Genomic DNA, 13,578 nt, shown 5'->3' on the forward strand with positions numbered 1-13,578 from the left:
GGCGACGTTTTTCGTACTCGGGGGGAGGGAGGGGCAGGCTTGTTCAGGCCTGTGTCAGCGTTGCCGAGCGAGGGTCGGAGGTCCCGCGGACGCGCAGGTTGTTCTGCACGTTGGTGACGCCCGAAACGCTTTCGACGCAATCTTCCGCGCGGCGCTTGTCGGCGCGGCTGTTGACCTCGCCGGTCAGCGTCACTTCGCTTGCTTTGACCGAGACTTCGATATCTGACGCATCGAGGTGATGGTCATCACTCAGCCGGTCATTGACATCTTCCTCAATCCGCTCGTCGGCGCGCTGATAGCCGCGCGGGCCCTTGCCGCGAAATTCGCCCTCATCGCGCCGCTCGCCGTAATAGCCCTGTCCGCCTCGTTCTTCTCTGCCCCGGAAGGAGTGCTGATAGGGGTAGGCAGTTCGGGCGTAGCCGCCCCGCTGGAAAGGATGGTCGGACGGATAGAAGCCGCTCGCAGCGTAGCGGGCATAGCCGCTTCCGGTTGGGCCGCCATCGCCATAGCCCTGATCGAAACCGTCACTATAGCCTTCCTGGCGTCCGTAGCGCGGGGCGCCGGGACGCGGATGATCGCCGCCATACGTGCTCCTGTCATAGGTGCCCGCGTGGCCGCGTTCCCTCGGCTCCCGATCCGGATGGCCAGCAACGATGGGGCCGCGCCGGCGGCCGTGTTCGTAATCACGATCGTCCATGTCTCGATCTCCTTTTGGATGTCGGTATAGTCATCGAACGTCAACCTTGGCTGATTGTTCCAGGCTCGTAGCGAGGCCTAATTCTTGCCGTCCGACTTGGGCGGACGGTTGTGGATGGTGGCGTCCTCGGACGTGTTGATGACGCGCGGCTTGGCGTCAGCGACGCCATTGTTCTTTCCGCCGGCCTGCTTGGGAGCAAACTGGCCTTCGGCGTCACGTTCGATCTCGCTTGTGCGCTTGTCTTCGGCCTTGTCTTCGCGCATCGGCTTTGTCTCCTCTCCTGCATCGGATGCTCCGGTACCCGCTGGCGGCGACGTCGTTTCAGAAGGTTGTCTCTGGGTCAGTCGCGGTCGATGAATTTGTTGAAACGGCTTTTCTCGCCCTTGGCGGTTTCCTCCTGGCAGAGAAAGGCGAGGTTCGACTCCTCGAAAATCCGGAAGAACTCGTCCCAGCCGATTTCGGTCAGATCCTCGTCCTTTTCCCGGAATTCCACGCGCAGAATGCCGCTCTTGCCCTTCGCGGCGACCTTGGAGGGGCGTCCCCTGCGCGCCTCGATCCAGGCCCTGATTTTTTCGTGATCCGTCGTCTGTTGTGCCTTCGTCATTTGAAACCTCCTTCTTTCACGATGCTGTCGCAGATATTCAAAATGCCGCGGCTGCCGCCTTGTCCGCCGTCAGCGGACCGATCTCGCCGCCGCTTTCTGCACGCGGGGCCACGGGCCCTCCGTTGCGTCCGACCCCGCGATAACGAAAACCGCTTGCGATTGCCGTTGCCGGATCGATGATCTTCCGCAAGTCGATCATGTGATCGCCGCGGCTGCCCGATCAGCGTCAAAACAGCGGGCGCGATGACCCAGCTCCGCCAGGCAGCATCCGGTCGTCAGTCCAACATAACCCGTTCCGATGATTGCAACCCTCATATGCGCCTCTTCTATCGTTAGGAGACTTCGGCTCGTGTGGCGGGCCCAACTGAAAAAGCGCAGCAAGGTTCCGGAAGATGTCACTGATGAACATCTTGTTGTGCATGAGAAAGTAACCCGGCGGCGGATCCGTTGGGGGGGGGGTGGAAGGCCGCTCACGCACCGCCTTCGAAAACTGGAACAAATCGGGCGGCGACATGTTCGACTGTGGCATGAAACATGAGCCAAAGGAGACCCTGCAATGGCCGAGAAAACCCTCAATGACCTCTTTCACGAGACGCTCAGGGATATCTATTATGCTGAGCGTAAGATACTGAAATCTCTACCGAAAATGGCGCGGAATGCGCAGAGCGACAAGCTGAAGAATGCCTTCCAGAAACATCGCGACGAGACCGAAGGGCAGGTCGAACGTCTGCAGCAGGTCTTCGAAATCATCGGCAAGAATGCCCGTGGCAAGACCTGCCAGGCAATCGAGGGCATCGTTGAAGAAGCCGAGGAAATCATGGAGGAGTTCAAGGGAGCGCCTGCGCTCGACGCTGGCCTTCTGGCTGCGGCTCAGGCTGTCGAGCATTATGAGATCAGCCGCTACGGCACGCTGGTGGCCTGGGCCCGCGAACTCGGCCTCAAGGACGCCGTGACGCTTCTGGAGCAGACGCTGGCCGAGGAGTCCAAAACCGATGAGGCGCTGACCAAGCTTGCCGAAGCGGCCGTCAACCAGGCTGCCCAGAAGAAGGCTGCCTGATCGTTTCGATCAGCCGTCGTCACCGTCGCTTGAACACAAAAACCCGGCGGATTGATCCCGCCGGGTTTTCTTGTGCCTTACGGTAACGAAACGGCGAAGTTCCGCGCTCACGAGCCGGCATGGGCCCGTTTCGGCAATGTAGACGTGACGACCGTTGCCACCGGGTCGCTTGCAGGAAAGGAATCCTCCAGCCCCGCGTTCAACTGGTCATCCAGTTCGGCCTGATCCTGCGCACTGCGCGCACTGGCCTTCGCATCCTTGCCGGCGCGCCTTGCCCGCTCATCGCCGGCAGCGGAGGACAGATCCGAAAGTGCGCCGAGCGCCCGGTCGATGGGGTCGGACTCTGCCTGCGACGGAGCCAGTGGCAGATTGACAACAAGAGTGATGTGGTCGTCTGTCGTGATCTCGACGATCGGCCCGTGCCAGTCGTCACCCGGATCGGCAAGCCGCGTCGTTGCGATCTTCATGCTCATGCTCTTTCCTCCTTCTGAGAGGGTTCCTGACGCTGCGGTTCGTCAGACGAACGCCGGTGTTCAAACGCGGCGTTGCGGCTTCGGTTCCATCGAAAGGGAGGATGCGGGAACAAGATCTAGGCCGCGCGGTTCATCCGGCATGGGCAAGCACGGAGGCACAATCATGCATATCTATAGGCTCATCCCGGTCGCCGAAGCCGATGATCCGAACTGGTCCCTCTCGCCGGACCAGGGCGAAGTCATTGTGCGTGCCAGAACCAGCGGTGATGCTCGTGTGGTTGCTGCCGAAGCCGAGGCGGACTTTCTGCAACATCACGCGAAGCCGGGCGAGGGGGTGTCGACAGCGGACGCTTCCGCCTTTCGGAACGAGAAGCTCTATACCGTGATCGAAGATCTGAGCGGCCGTTACGTGAGCGAAGGACCGCGCCAGCTGTTGAGTGGTTCTGTTGATCCCAAGGTCATTCTGCCGCTTACGGCGCGGGGGCCAGGCAAAGGTTGAGCAATCGTGAACAAGCTCAGGAACCTTTGTCTTCGGGCCGAGTTGTGAGGGCTGGAGGTAGCGCACATGCTCACATTCGATCTCAAATGGATTGCACCCATCCGCGTTGGCGTTCTTGACGACGACGCGACCGTTGTGGAGGGGCCGATGCAGGCTCTCTCCCTGTTGCACGACGACTGGCCGGCGCCTGGTGGCAAGCACCATCAGACTGCCATTCAGGAGTGCAAGCTCGCGTGTCACGAGCTTGGCCGCTCGGAAAAGGCACGCGAGGCGTTCATGGCGGCGGCACTGGAAGCTGGAATTCTGATCTTCGGCCGGGCGCCTGCCCGCAAGCAGAGGTCGTCCGTGCTGCCCCGTGCGTCGGAGCGACGGAAGGGTTTCGCGCTGCCGGTGTAACGGCACCCTCAGCCGATCCATTGCCCGAATTCGGCCCGTGCGATGCGCGGGCCGATTTGCGTTTTTTGGGGGGGGAGGCCGGGCCGGAACATTTCTCCAGAGCGACGGTTTCATCCCAACGTGACTGAAGGAGAAATCAGATGAACGAGCACTTCCCCCGTCCTCCGTTTCCCAAGCAGCAGCAGGCGGTTCCAGGCAAGACCGACGCAATGCAGCCGAGACCCGATCATGGCGAGGAAAGCTATGTCGGCTCGGGGAGACTGCAAGGCAAACGCGCGCTGATCACCGGTGGCGATTCCGGCATCGGCCGCGCCGTGGCGATCGCTTTCGCACGCGAAGGCGCTGACGTCGCCATCTGCTACCTCAATGAAGATGAGGATGCTGAGAGTACGCGAAAGCTGATCGAAGCGGAGGGACGCGCATGCGAGACGATCCGCATCGACGTCTCGAAAGCTGATAACTGTCGTCAGTTGATCGACAAGGTCGTCCAATCCTTTGGCGGTCTTGACATTCTGGTCAACAACGCCGCCCACCAGATGACATTCGATACCCTGGAGGATATCTCCGACGCCGAATGGGATCTGACCCTAGCGACCAACATCTCTTCAATGTTCTACCTGTCGAAGGCTGCGCTGCCGCATCTGGGCGAGGGAGGCACGATCATCAACACCGCCTCCATCAATTCCGACAATCCGAAGCCCACGCTTCTTGCCTACGCGACCACCAAAGGCGCGGTCCAGAATTTCACGGCCGGTCTGGCGCAATTGCTCGGCAAGAAGAACATTCGAGTCAACTGCGTTGCCCCTGGTCCCGTCTGGACGCCGCTGATCCCCTCGACGATGCCGGCCGAAACGGTCGCGCATTTTGGGGCGAACACGCCGATGGGACGTCCCGCCCAGCCCCGCGAACTGGCTCCCATCTACGTCATGTTGGCCAGTGACGAGGCCAGCTATGTCTCTGGCGCGACCGTTGCCGCGACCGGCGGAAAGCCGATGATATAGGCCTTCGTTGGAGCTTTTTCACAACGACCCAAATCCGGCGGGCGACCAGTGTTGCCCGCCGTTTCTAATCTTAACCACGGCCAGCGCTGCAGACATTCTAACTTTGCGATTCTGATTCCGGTTCAATAAGATATCTTATGGAACCATTGCGCCGACGAAATCCGAGTAAAGTCTCCCTTCCTCTGGCGTGTGCCAAATTCTGCCGACCCGTCCAGAAAGGCGCTGTAACCGCCGAGCGCGTGTCCGTTCATGCTTCGGCAGCAAAACGGCTGTACGCCAAATCAGATGGTTGGGTATGCCGCAACGTCCGGCTTAGGCAAGTTTGACCGGACGTGCTGTCCCATCATGTCGGTCAGCCATCGGAAATGGACAGCGGAACTTGCTTGATCGAATCCGCGCTCTAACCTGCAACTCCAACGCCCACACTGTGATAGCCGCGCTTGAAATAGATCAGCGCCTCCGCCTCCTCGCCATGGGAAACCCCCAGCACGGAGCAGAAGAGGACACGATGAGTGCCCACATCCATGCTTTCCGTCACCATGCAGTCGAAGGAGACGACGGCATCATCGAGCACGGGTGCACCCGAGACGCCGCGATGCCAGTTCGCCGCCGCAAAGCGCTCCTCCACGGGCGTCTTGCCACCAAAGAGGTTCGACAGGCGATCATGCGCGCTGGAAAGCACGTTCACGCAGAGCGTACGGTTTTCCATCACGGCGTTGAAGACCGAGGCCGAGCGGTTGAGGCAGACGAGCAGCGTAGGCGGCGTGTCGGTGACGCTGCAGACGGCTGTTGCCGCGAAGCCCACCTTGCCGGCTGGGCCATCAGAGGTCACGATGTTGACGGCAGCACCCATTTTGGACATGGCCTCGCGAAAGGTCTGTGGCGAGACAGCATCCGCGACAACTTCGGCTTGGGCGAAAGACGGGTTGAGGGTCATCAGAGACATCCTTTCAAGGTGCGCTTATGCCGACTGCGCCAGCGGCGCGCTTTGCGGCATGAAGGGTTTGAGGGAAAGTTCGCGTTCGAGGCGACGTGCGACCGAGGAGATCTGCGCTTCCCGCCAGGGCCGGCCGATGATCTGGATGGCGACGGGCAAACCTTCGGGCGAGACGGCAACCGGCAGTGTGACGACCGGCAGACCCAGATAGGAGAATGGCCGCGTGAACGATGTCATCGCACTGACGATGCGGTTCATCTCGGGGCTTGCCCCGATATCGACATCGGCCGAGCGCGGCGGCAGGAACGGCATGACCGGTGCGATCAGCACGTCGGCGTGCGCAAAGGCAGTTTCCAGGAACTCGGCGAGCATCAGGCTCCGCATCTGCAACGCGCGGATATAGATCGGCGCGGGCATGGCAAGCGACTGCGACAGGCGCATGCGGATCTGCGGACCGTAATCTTCCGGGCGCTCGCGCATCCAGTCGAAATGCACGGTGCCGGCTTCGGCCATGGCCACGACATTGGCGAGTTCCGCAACGGTAGAGAGATCGGAGGGCTTGACCTGCCCAACGGACGCGACATGTGGCGCAAGCGATGACATCGCGGTGGAAATGCCGTTACCGACGACGGCAGCGAGGTCCTTCTCGAAGAAGCCGCCCAAAACGCCGAGGCGTATCGAGGAAAGGTCGTCAAGAAGGTCACCGGGTGGGGGTATGCGTTCACAGGTCGGGTCAAGCGGGTCCGCCCCGCTGATGATCTGCAGGATGCGGTAGGCATCCTCGACATTTCCGGCGAGCGGACCCACGCAATCCTGTGAGAAGGAAAGCGGCATCGCTCCGTGACGGCTGACGCGCCCCTGCGTCGGCTTGATGCCGACGACGCCGCAGCAGGCGGCGGGCAAGCGGATGGAGCCCCCCGTGTCTGAACCGAGTGCCGCCAGCACGACCCCTGCCCCTACGGCTGCGCCCGAACCGCTGGATGAACCGCCCGTGATAAGTTCCGGATCGATCGGGTTGCGCGCCCGGCCATGATGGGCGTTGTGCCCTGTGGGCCCCATGGCGAATTCGCTCATGTTCAGCCGGCCGATCGAGATCGCGCCGGCTGCCTCCAGCCGCTGCATGACAGTCGAGGTCGAGCTTGCGACATGATCCGCACGGATTTTCGAGCCGCAACCGGTCACCATGCCCTTCCGGTCATACATGTCCTTGTGCGCCAGCGGCACGCCGTGAAGCGCCCCAAGCGGCTTTCCCTCCGCCTGCCATCGGTCGGCGGCCTCTGCGGCGGCAAGCGCTGCCTCTTCCTCGATGGCGATGAAGGCATTGATGCGCGGCTGCGCGGCCTTGGCGCGGGCGATGGCGGCTTGGGTCAGTTCCACGGAGCTGGTAGCACCGCTGCGGACCATTGTGACAGCCTCCGCGAAGCTTTTCGGGTTGAGTTCGCTCATGCCTTAGCCTCCTTCGCCATCAGCGCGTAATAGGTGGAGGGCTCTATCGAGAAGAAGACATTCCCCTCCCCCACACGCGGCGGAGCAATCGCCGCGCTGTCACGCTGCATTTCGCCGGCCATGGCGACCATCTCGGCCTCGTTCGCCTGGCGCGCCCAATATAGGCGCGCCAGCGTATCCGCGATGTCCTTGAGCTCCTTCATCAGCTGAAATCCTGCGGCTGGCGATTGCGCACGAGCTGGCTGAGCGACACGGCGATGACCAGCGCGCCGCCATAGAACAGGTTCTGCACATAGGCATGCGCGCCCATCATGGTGAGACCGGTGATGCCGGTCACCAAAAAGTAGACGCTGATCACCGCGCCGAAGGCATTGAAGCGGCCGGGCGCAATGGTCGTGGCGCCGAGGAAAGCGGCGGCGAAAGCCGGTAGCAGCAGGTTGAGGCCGGAGAGCGGATCGGCCGAACCGGTCATGCCGGAATAGAGGATGCCGGCAAAGGCGGAGATGAGACCGGAGAGAATGAAGGAGGTCGCCCGCACCCGCTCGACCGGTATGCCGTTCAGCCGCGAAACCTCACGCCCGCGACCGACAAAGAGCAGCTTGCGGCCTGGAATGGTGAATTCGAAGGCATACCAGATGACGGCCGCGAGGATCAGCGCATAGTAGAAGGCCAGCGGAATGCCCCAGAGCCTGCCCATGATCACCCAGGAGACCAGCTCCATCGAGACACCGGAAATGGTCTGCGATCCGCTCATCCAGAGGATGACGCCGTTGACGAACGTCCCGACACCCAGCGTCACGATCAGAGAGTGAATGCGGAAGTAGAGGACGAAGAAGGCGTTGATTGCCCCGATCAGCGCACCGACGGCGAGCGACATGACGAGCACCGGCAGGATCGGCCAGCCCATCTGCGCGTTGAAGACGCCGATCACCATGGAACTCATCGTCAGGATCGACGCGCCGGAGAGATCGAAATCACCAGACGTCAGCGGAATGATGATGCCGAGCGTCAGCACGACCAGCACCGCCTGCGAGCCGAACATGGTGGAGAAGTTCCGCCAGCTGAGGAAGCTGTCAGGCATGAGAATGCCGAAAAGGATGATGAGGAAGAGCCAGGCAGCGACCAGCGCGAAGCGTTCCGCCTCGGTCTTCAGCGTGAAGCGCGACTTGAGCGCGGAAACGGGCTTCTGGATGGGCATGTCGATCGTCGTCATTCTGCGGCCTCCGCATCGGTGCTGTAGAAGCAGGCTTCGGTGATTGCCTTGCGGCTGATCTCGTGTCCCTTGAGCTCGACCACAGGCCGCCCGCGCGAGAAGACGAGGATGCGGTCGCAAATCTGCTCAAGCTGTTCATTGTCGGTGGAAGCGCAGAGGATGGACGTGCCGGCCCTTGCCGCCCCGTCCAGCGCCTTGAAAATCTGCTGGCGCGCACCGAAATCGACGCCCTGCGTCGGCTCGTCGAGAAGCAGGAGCTTCGGCTGGATGCGCAGCCATTTGGCGAGCAGCACCTTCTGCTGGTTGCCGCCCGAAAGCGACCCTAGCGCCAGCGCCGGATTGTGCGGCCGCACATCGTGCATGGTCGAAAGCCGCCCCGCCTCCCTGACCATCGCGCCACGGTCGAGGCCTGCGAGATGCGAAAGCTCATCGAGGATCGGCAACGTGATATTATCTGTGACGGCCAGCGACCCGATGCCGGCCGCGCCCAGCCGGTCGCCGGGCAGAAGCGCCACGCCCATGCGCTGCGCAATGAGTGGCGTGATCGTTGCCAGATCGATCTTCCGGTCGGCCACAGTCAGCGTGCCCGCGCCACGCCGCGCGCCGTAGAGCGTGTAAGGCACGCTGGCGAAGCCGGACCCGATCAAACCCGTGACCCCGAGGATTTCGCCCTCCTGCAAGGACAGGCTGAAAGGCGGCGTTTTGCCGTCGGTCAGGTTGTCGGCGCGGATAGCAACAGGTGCTGCACCCAGGGCCATGCGCTGCTTGGCAAAAGCATCGATGCGCGAACCGACGATGGTGTCAAGAATGGCCTGCCGGCTGGAGGCCCTCGTATCGAGCACATCGACGAGTTGCCCGTCGCGCAGGACGGCAACACGATCAGTAATGTCGCGCACCTCGTCGATATCGTGGGTGACGATGATGACGGACGCTCCGGTCTTCACGATCGAGCGCACGAGGTCAAAGAGGCGCTTCACGTCTTCGCCCGGCAGGAAGGGCGTAGGCTCGTCGAGCACGAGAATGCCCTCCCCGCCATAACCGGCGTCGGATGCGCGCAGGTCTTCGAAGGCGCGGATGATGGCGACGAAGGCGCGCTCAACCGGCGGTAGGCTTGCGACCGTCGCCAGCGGGTCGATGTCGAGATTGAATTCTGCAAAGAGCGCCGAAAGCCGCTCTGCTTCCTTGCGCCAGGAGACGAACCATGGGTTCTTTTGGCCAAGCGACGTGACGCGCATGTTCTCGGCGACGGTGAGTGACGGCACGAGGCCGAGATGCTGGTGGACGAAGGCGACGCCGCGTTTCTTGATCAGCATGGGGTCGAGCGGCAGGGCCATTTTCTCGCCCCACAACACCACCTCACTGCCCTCTTCCGGCTGGTGAAAGCCAGCCAGAACCTTGATGAGGGTGGATTTGCCCGAGCCGTTCTGCCCGAGCAGACCGAAGACCTCGCCACGGCGAACTGCAACGCTGACGCCCTTGAGCGCATAATTGCTTCCGAACTTCATCTTGATGTCGTTCATCAAAAGGACGGCATTGTCGGTCGTTGCAGTGTTGGACATGGCGTGGCTCCCGTTCCGGTCTGCGTTGCTCAGATCACTTCAGCTTCCAGAGCTTGCGGAAGCCGTCGAGATGGGCGTCGCCATAGCCGTCGTTGAAGTTGGCCGGAATGCCCGCCGTCTTCACGTTGTCCTTGTCGAAGATGAGCAGCGGGACGTTGAGCTTGGCCACTTCCGGCTTGCCGCAGATCATGCGCATGATGTTGTCGATCGCCGCATAACCGGCCCAGCCGAGGCTTTCGCCGATATCCATGTTGACCTGGCCCTCGCGCAGCATATCCAGAACGAAGGGCGTGCCGTTGAAGCCGGCAACGCCGACCGAGCCGAGAGCGCCGGTGATGCGCAGCGCCGGCACGACGAATTGCGACATCGAGTCATAGATCGGGATGATGTAGTTGATGCCCGGATCGGCCAGCAGCGCCGACTGGGTGCCCGGCTGGATCTTCGTCGCCCAGTCGGAGACCGGAACGTCGAGATGCTTCTGCTTGCATTCCGGGCAGAGCGCCTTCAGCTCGTCCTGGATCGCCTTGACGAAGGGAATGGACGGCAGAACGTCGGACGAGCCGATGATCAGGACGTTGGGCTTGCCGCCGGTCTGCACATAGGCGTAAGCGGCGAGCACCTTGCCGGCGCCGGTGAAGTCGACGCGCGAAGAATAGTCGACCGTCGGCGCGGATTTCTGCGTGACGTCGTAAAGATGCGTCGTCGTAACCTTCAGGCCGGCATTGCGCGCTTCGGTGAGCTGCGGACCCAGCCATTCGGGATTGAGACCGCCAGCCAGATCCAGCACGTCGTATTTCTGGCTGATCGCCTGCGACACGCCTTGGATCCACTGGTCCGTCTTCAGCTGGTTGTCCCAGGTCGTATAGGTGAAGCCCACTTCCTTCGCTGCGGTGGACATGGCCTTCTGCAGCTCGACATTGAACGGGATCGTCATCGAAATCGGGATCGACAGCACCTTCTTGCCGGCCATGCAGGACTTCGCATCGAAGGGCTCGCCCGGCGGATCGAAGACGGGCATCTTCTTATGCTGTTCAAGGATCGTCTTGGCGTCGGCCATGGCATCCGCATGCGCGCCGGACGGCACTGCAGCAATGGCGGACACGGCAACGAAAGCGCTGAGTAGAAGCACACGCATATCTGACATTCCCCTGTTGGATGCCCCGCTTTTCCGGGGTCGTGATCGCATCTTCACCGTGATGAGGCATTTTAATGTACGTACATATTCAGTTGTCCGTCAACGGTTTTGCAAGAATTTTTTGCAGTGCAAAATATTGAGGCAATTGCCGGATTGTGTATAAAAAAGTGCAATATTCTTATTCATTTTCAGCGATTTCTATCGTCGTAACCTAACGTCAGCAGACGACAAAACGGGGCTGCAGCAACGCCGCAACCCCGTACAACGCGTTAGTATGTCGGTACTTTTGGAATCAGACTCGGGCAGCTCGGTGCGAACGCCACGCGGCAATCATTCCAAAGAACCCGAGCAGCGAGAAGACCAGGAAGCTCGCACCGTAATGACCGGTAACCATGTAGAGGCTGGCGAAGCTCGACGGTCCGACGATGACGCCGATGAAAGTGTAGACCAGCACACCGCCCGTGATCGCGCCAATCCGTCCTTCAGGCGCATTGTGGGCGACTTCCGCCAGTAGCACGCCATTCCAGCCGATCGTGGTCATGCCCAGCATGATGAGGACGCCCACCTGCAGCCAGGCCGGCATATGCACTACAAAGAAGAGGGACGCGAAGCCGACGCCGATCAAGAGACCGAGCAGCGCCAGCGTCTTGAAGCCGCCCCCTAGCCTGTCTGCAACCACACCCCAGAAAATACGGCCGAAGGCGCCGAAAAACTGCATGATGGCAGCAACGGATCCGGCCGCCAGCAGCGACCATCCGCCATCATGAACCAATGTGACCACTGCAAAGGCCGAGAGAGACAGCTGCGTCGCCGAATAGGCGAAGCCGAGAAAACTCAAGCTCCGCAGCTTCCCGTTCTTCCAGATGATCCCCTGCTCGTCGCGGAAGCCCTTCATCATCGAGCCCATCGGCACGCTGCGGTCGATCGGCTCTGTCACGTGCGTGGCAGCCAGCAGTACCATGGTCGCCAGCGGCGCGGCAGCGCCGATCAGCAGTGCATATTGCCAGTCCATCTGCCGCGACAGGAAGGGAAAGGCGAAACTTGCGAGAATACCGCCCAAAGGCACGCCCGACTGCTTGATGGAAAACACGATGTTGCGCTTGCCGTGCGGCGTGATCCGTCCCAGCATCTCCGAAGAGGCGGGATTGTTGAGGCCATAGCCGATACCGATGAGGAGGGATGCGACGATGATCGGCAGGACTTGCGCCATGGCAATACCCACGAAGCCGAGCAGGAAGCAGGCAAGCGCCAGCTGCTCGACTCGCACCGGACCGAGGCGCTTCACCAGCGTTCCCGCGACAGCGGAGGAAAACATGCCGGACGCATAGATCAGACTGATCTGGTAGCCGATGAGATAGGCGCCGATACCAAGATCAGCCGCCACGGTTGGGGCAATGGCCGTCAGCGCCAGCACGCTGGCCGTCGCCACGATCTGGATCAATGTCGCGGCACTTAACGTAACCACTAGGGAATGGGATTTGCGGGCGCCCGAACCTGAGGTGTCGTCGGCTGTGATGTCTGACATGAAAGGCAACTGTCCTAAAAATCGTATATGTACGTACTAATTGATTTCTTGTTTTGGCGCAAGGACGGGTGCCGAAATTGCTCCAGCGCCGAAATTTGTTTGCTTTTATAAGAAAAAACATATTGATGAGCCGGGAGGCCCGAACACATGAGCAATGCGATTTCTGAGGAAATGACCGGCAGCACGCAGGAAATCAAGAATAGCTGGAAGCCCGAGATCGCGACCGCGCCGCTCTATATGCAGGTGGCGCATCACCTGGACGCGCGCATTACCAACGGGGATTTCGCTGTCGGCTCCCTCCTGCCGACCGAAAACGAGCTTGCCGAGGCGTTGGGCGTCAGCCGTCAGACCGTGCGTCAAGCCATCGGTCTGCTGCGCAACAAGGGGCGACTTTCCGCACGTAAGGGTGTCGGTACGCGGGTGGAGTCTACCGAGCCGACGAGCGGCAGTACACGCTTCATAGCCCATTCGCGCTCCGAGCTGTTCGAGATCGCGGCAGAAACGGAATTCGTCATCGGCTTCCGCGAAATGGTCTCCGCCCAGGGCAAGCTCGCCGTGGATCTCGGCTGCCGGCCGGGGCGCAAGTTTCTGCATATTACCGGCGTGCGTTATCCCGCCAATCGTGGCAAGGCCTTTTCCTGGAACGAGGTCTATATCGATTCCCGCGTGGCCGCCGCTGTCAAGGACGTGACCGTCGCCCGGCGTGCCATCTTCCACTACATCGAAGAATTCACTGGCGAAAAGATCCATGAGATCCAGCAGGATGTCAGGCCGATCGCCATGGATGCGGACATTGCCGAAAAGGTCGGAGGCAAGGGTGGCGACCTCGCACTGATCGTCAATCGCCGCTACTACGGCTCCGGCCGCCGGCTCCTCGAATACGCCTTCCAGATTCTCCCTGCCGACCGCTTCACCTACACGACGACGCTGCGCGCAGAGACTTAAGAGCTCCCCAGCCCTATCGCTGACCACGATCCCGCACTGCACAATCCTGCTGCAGGGGGCGCGCTGACGCGCCCATTTCCACGTCATTTTC

The 13,578-nt window shown here is 61.2% G+C and carries 18 protein-coding genes; 5 read left to right on the plus strand and 13 right to left on the minus strand.

Going from position 1 to position 13,578, the window contains the following annotated elements; all coding sequences use genetic code 11:
- Positions 1 to 43: 43 nt before the first annotated feature.
- The 5 genes from LQK83_RS09845 to LQK83_RS09865 all read right to left on the minus strand — a co-directional run bounded on the left by LQK83_RS09845 (position 44) and on the right by LQK83_RS09865 (position 1,616).
- Positions 44 to 697: a BON domain-containing protein gene (locus LQK83_RS09845; RefSeq protein ID WP_230837224.1), complete on the minus strand. Its 654-nt coding sequence runs from the start codon at positions 695 to 697 to the stop codon at positions 44 to 46.
- 77 nt (positions 698 to 774) lie between these two features.
- Complete coding sequence (locus LQK83_RS09850) at positions 775 to 960, minus strand: hypothetical protein (RefSeq protein ID WP_230837225.1); 186 nt, start codon at positions 958 to 960, stop codon at positions 775 to 777.
- Positions 961 to 1,037: 77 nt separating this feature from the next.
- Positions 1,038 to 1,301, minus strand: coding sequence for a hypothetical protein (locus LQK83_RS09855; protein WP_230837226.1), 264 nt, complete (start codon positions 1,299 to 1,301; stop codon positions 1,038 to 1,040).
- Between the two features lie 37 nt (positions 1,302 to 1,338).
- Positions 1,339 to 1,500, minus strand: a complete 162-nt coding sequence (locus LQK83_RS09860) for a hypothetical protein (protein ID WP_230837227.1) — start codon at positions 1,498 to 1,500, stop codon at positions 1,339 to 1,341.
- Positions 1,497 to 1,616 (minus strand): hypothetical protein, encoded by a 120-nt coding sequence (locus LQK83_RS09865; RefSeq protein WP_230837228.1) that lies wholly within the window; start codon positions 1,614 to 1,616, stop codon positions 1,497 to 1,499. The genes LQK83_RS09860 and LQK83_RS09865 overlap by 4 nt, the downstream gene beginning before the upstream one ends.
- A gap of 241 nt (positions 1,617 to 1,857) precedes the next feature.
- Here LQK83_RS09865 and LQK83_RS09870 point away from each other — a divergent pair, with 241 nt between their 5' ends.
- Positions 1,858 to 2,358: a YciE/YciF ferroxidase family protein gene (locus tag LQK83_RS09870; RefSeq protein ID WP_230837229.1), complete on the plus strand. Its 501-nt coding sequence runs from the start codon at positions 1,858 to 1,860 to the stop codon at positions 2,356 to 2,358.
- A 107-nt stretch (positions 2,359 to 2,465) separates the two neighbouring features.
- Here LQK83_RS09870 and LQK83_RS09875 read toward each other — a convergent pair whose 3' ends face one another.
- Positions 2,466 to 2,831, minus strand: a complete 366-nt coding sequence (locus LQK83_RS09875) for a hypothetical protein (protein WP_230837230.1) — start codon at positions 2,829 to 2,831, stop codon at positions 2,466 to 2,468.
- A 163-nt stretch (positions 2,832 to 2,994) separates the two neighbouring features.
- Between LQK83_RS09875 and LQK83_RS09880 the strand changes: the two genes are divergently transcribed.
- The 3 genes from LQK83_RS09880 (at position 2,995) to LQK83_RS09890 (ending at position 4,727) form a co-directional block, all read left to right on the plus strand.
- Positions 2,995 to 3,330, plus strand: a complete 336-nt coding sequence (locus tag LQK83_RS09880; RefSeq protein WP_230837231.1) for a hypothetical protein — start codon at positions 2,995 to 2,997, stop codon at positions 3,328 to 3,330.
- 66 nt (positions 3,331 to 3,396) lie between these two features.
- The gene (locus LQK83_RS09885) at positions 3,397 to 3,726 is read left to right on the plus strand and encodes a DUF982 domain-containing protein (protein ID WP_230837232.1); all 330 of its coding nucleotides are present in this window, start codon (positions 3,397 to 3,399) and stop codon (positions 3,724 to 3,726) included.
- Between the two features lie 140 nt (positions 3,727 to 3,866).
- Complete coding sequence (locus LQK83_RS09890) at positions 3,867 to 4,727, plus strand: SDR family oxidoreductase (RefSeq protein WP_230837233.1); 861 nt, start codon at positions 3,867 to 3,869, stop codon at positions 4,725 to 4,727.
- Between the two features lie 400 nt (positions 4,728 to 5,127).
- Here the strand turns inward: LQK83_RS09890 and LQK83_RS09895 are convergent, their stop codons facing one another.
- The 7 genes from LQK83_RS09895 to LQK83_RS09925 form a co-directional block, all read right to left on the minus strand.
- Complete coding sequence (locus LQK83_RS09895; protein WP_442966731.1) at positions 5,128 to 5,673, minus strand: flavin reductase; 546 nt, start codon at positions 5,671 to 5,673, stop codon at positions 5,128 to 5,130.
- A gap of 15 nt (positions 5,674 to 5,688) precedes the next feature.
- Positions 5,689 to 7,110 carry an amidase gene (locus LQK83_RS09900; RefSeq protein ID WP_230837235.1) on the minus strand — a complete coding sequence of 474 codons (1,422 nt, stop codon included), beginning with the start codon at positions 7,108 to 7,110 and terminating at the stop codon, positions 5,689 to 5,691.
- On the minus strand, positions 7,107 to 7,313 hold the full coding sequence (locus tag LQK83_RS09905; RefSeq protein WP_230837236.1) for a hypothetical protein: 207 nt from the start codon (positions 7,311 to 7,313) through the stop codon (positions 7,107 to 7,109). Before LQK83_RS09905 ends, LQK83_RS09900 begins: the two co-directional genes overlap by 4 nt.
- Positions 7,313 to 8,323 carry an ABC transporter permease gene (locus LQK83_RS09910; RefSeq protein WP_230837237.1) on the minus strand — a complete coding sequence of 337 codons (1,011 nt, stop codon included), beginning with the start codon at positions 8,321 to 8,323 and terminating at the stop codon, positions 7,313 to 7,315. Before LQK83_RS09910 ends, LQK83_RS09905 begins: the two co-directional genes overlap by 1 nt.
- The gene (locus LQK83_RS09915; RefSeq protein WP_230837238.1) at positions 8,320 to 9,882 is read right to left on the minus strand and encodes a sugar ABC transporter ATP-binding protein; all 1,563 of its coding nucleotides are present in this window, start codon (positions 9,880 to 9,882) and stop codon (positions 8,320 to 8,322) included. The genes LQK83_RS09910 and LQK83_RS09915 overlap by 4 nt, the downstream gene beginning before the upstream one ends.
- A 34-nt stretch (positions 9,883 to 9,916) precedes the next feature.
- Positions 9,917 to 11,017: a sugar ABC transporter substrate-binding protein gene (locus LQK83_RS09920; protein ID WP_230837239.1), complete on the minus strand. Its 1,101-nt coding sequence runs from the start codon at positions 11,015 to 11,017 to the stop codon at positions 9,917 to 9,919.
- A gap of 292 nt (positions 11,018 to 11,309) precedes the next feature.
- Entirely contained in the window at positions 11,310 to 12,542 is a 1,233-nt protein-coding gene (locus tag LQK83_RS09925) for an MFS transporter (protein ID WP_230837240.1), read from the minus strand.
- A gap of 147 nt (positions 12,543 to 12,689) precedes the next feature.
- On the opposite strand from LQK83_RS09925, the gene LQK83_RS09930 reads away from it, so the two are divergent.
- Positions 12,690 to 13,487 (plus strand): GntR family transcriptional regulator, encoded by a 798-nt coding sequence (locus LQK83_RS09930; RefSeq protein WP_230837241.1) that lies wholly within the window; start codon positions 12,690 to 12,692, stop codon positions 13,485 to 13,487.
- Positions 13,488 to 13,578 lie beyond the last annotated feature (91 nt).

It is taken from the genome of Rhizobium sp. C1, from assembly GCF_021026335.1.
Taxonomy (GTDB): domain Bacteria; phylum Pseudomonadota; class Alphaproteobacteria; order Rhizobiales; family Rhizobiaceae; genus Ensifer_A.

Coding starts and splice junctions, on each gene's coding strand:
- LQK83_RS09845 (WP_230837224.1), bottom strand. CDS start 697: ATGGACGATCGTGATTACGAACACGGCCGCCGGCGCGGCCCCATCGTT.
- LQK83_RS09850 (WP_230837225.1), bottom strand. CDS start 960: ATGCGCGAAGACAAGGCCGAAGACAAGCGCACAAGCGAGATCGAACGT.
- LQK83_RS09855 (WP_230837226.1), bottom strand. CDS start 1,301: ATGACGAAGGCACAACAGACGACGGATCACGAAAAAATCAGGGCCTGG.
- LQK83_RS09860 (WP_230837227.1), bottom strand. CDS start 1,500: ATGATCGACTTGCGGAAGATCATCGATCCGGCAACGGCAATCGCAAGC.
- LQK83_RS09865 (WP_230837228.1), bottom strand. CDS start 1,616: ATGAGGGTTGCAATCATCGGAACGGGTTATGTTGGACTGACGACCGGA.
- LQK83_RS09870 (WP_230837229.1), top strand. CDS start 1,858: ATGGCCGAGAAAACCCTCAATGACCTCTTTCACGAGACGCTCAGGGAT.
- LQK83_RS09875 (WP_230837230.1), bottom strand. CDS start 2,831: ATGAGCATGAAGATCGCAACGACGCGGCTTGCCGATCCGGGTGACGAC.
- LQK83_RS09880 (WP_230837231.1), top strand. CDS start 2,995: ATGCATATCTATAGGCTCATCCCGGTCGCCGAAGCCGATGATCCGAAC.
- LQK83_RS09885 (WP_230837232.1), top strand. CDS start 3,397: ATGCTCACATTCGATCTCAAATGGATTGCACCCATCCGCGTTGGCGTT.
- LQK83_RS09890 (WP_230837233.1), top strand. CDS start 3,867: ATGAACGAGCACTTCCCCCGTCCTCCGTTTCCCAAGCAGCAGCAGGCG.
- LQK83_RS09895 (WP_442966731.1), bottom strand. CDS start 5,673: ATGTCTCTGATGACCCTCAACCCGTCTTTCGCCCAAGCCGAAGTTGTC.
- LQK83_RS09900 (WP_230837235.1), bottom strand. CDS start 7,110: ATGAGCGAACTCAACCCGAAAAGCTTCGCGGAGGCTGTCACAATGGTC.
- LQK83_RS09905 (WP_230837236.1), bottom strand. CDS start 7,313: ATGAAGGAGCTCAAGGACATCGCGGATACGCTGGCGCGCCTATATTGG.
- LQK83_RS09910 (WP_230837237.1), bottom strand. CDS start 8,323: ATGACGACGATCGACATGCCCATCCAGAAGCCCGTTTCCGCGCTCAAG.
- LQK83_RS09915 (WP_230837238.1), bottom strand. CDS start 9,882: ATGTCCAACACTGCAACGACCGACAATGCCGTCCTTTTGATGAACGAC.
- LQK83_RS09920 (WP_230837239.1), bottom strand. CDS start 11,017: ATGCGTGTGCTTCTACTCAGCGCTTTCGTTGCCGTGTCCGCCATTGCT.
- LQK83_RS09925 (WP_230837240.1), bottom strand. CDS start 12,542: ATGTCAGACATCACAGCCGACGACACCTCAGGTTCGGGCGCCCGCAAA.
- LQK83_RS09930 (WP_230837241.1), top strand. CDS start 12,690: ATGAGCAATGCGATTTCTGAGGAAATGACCGGCAGCACGCAGGAAATC.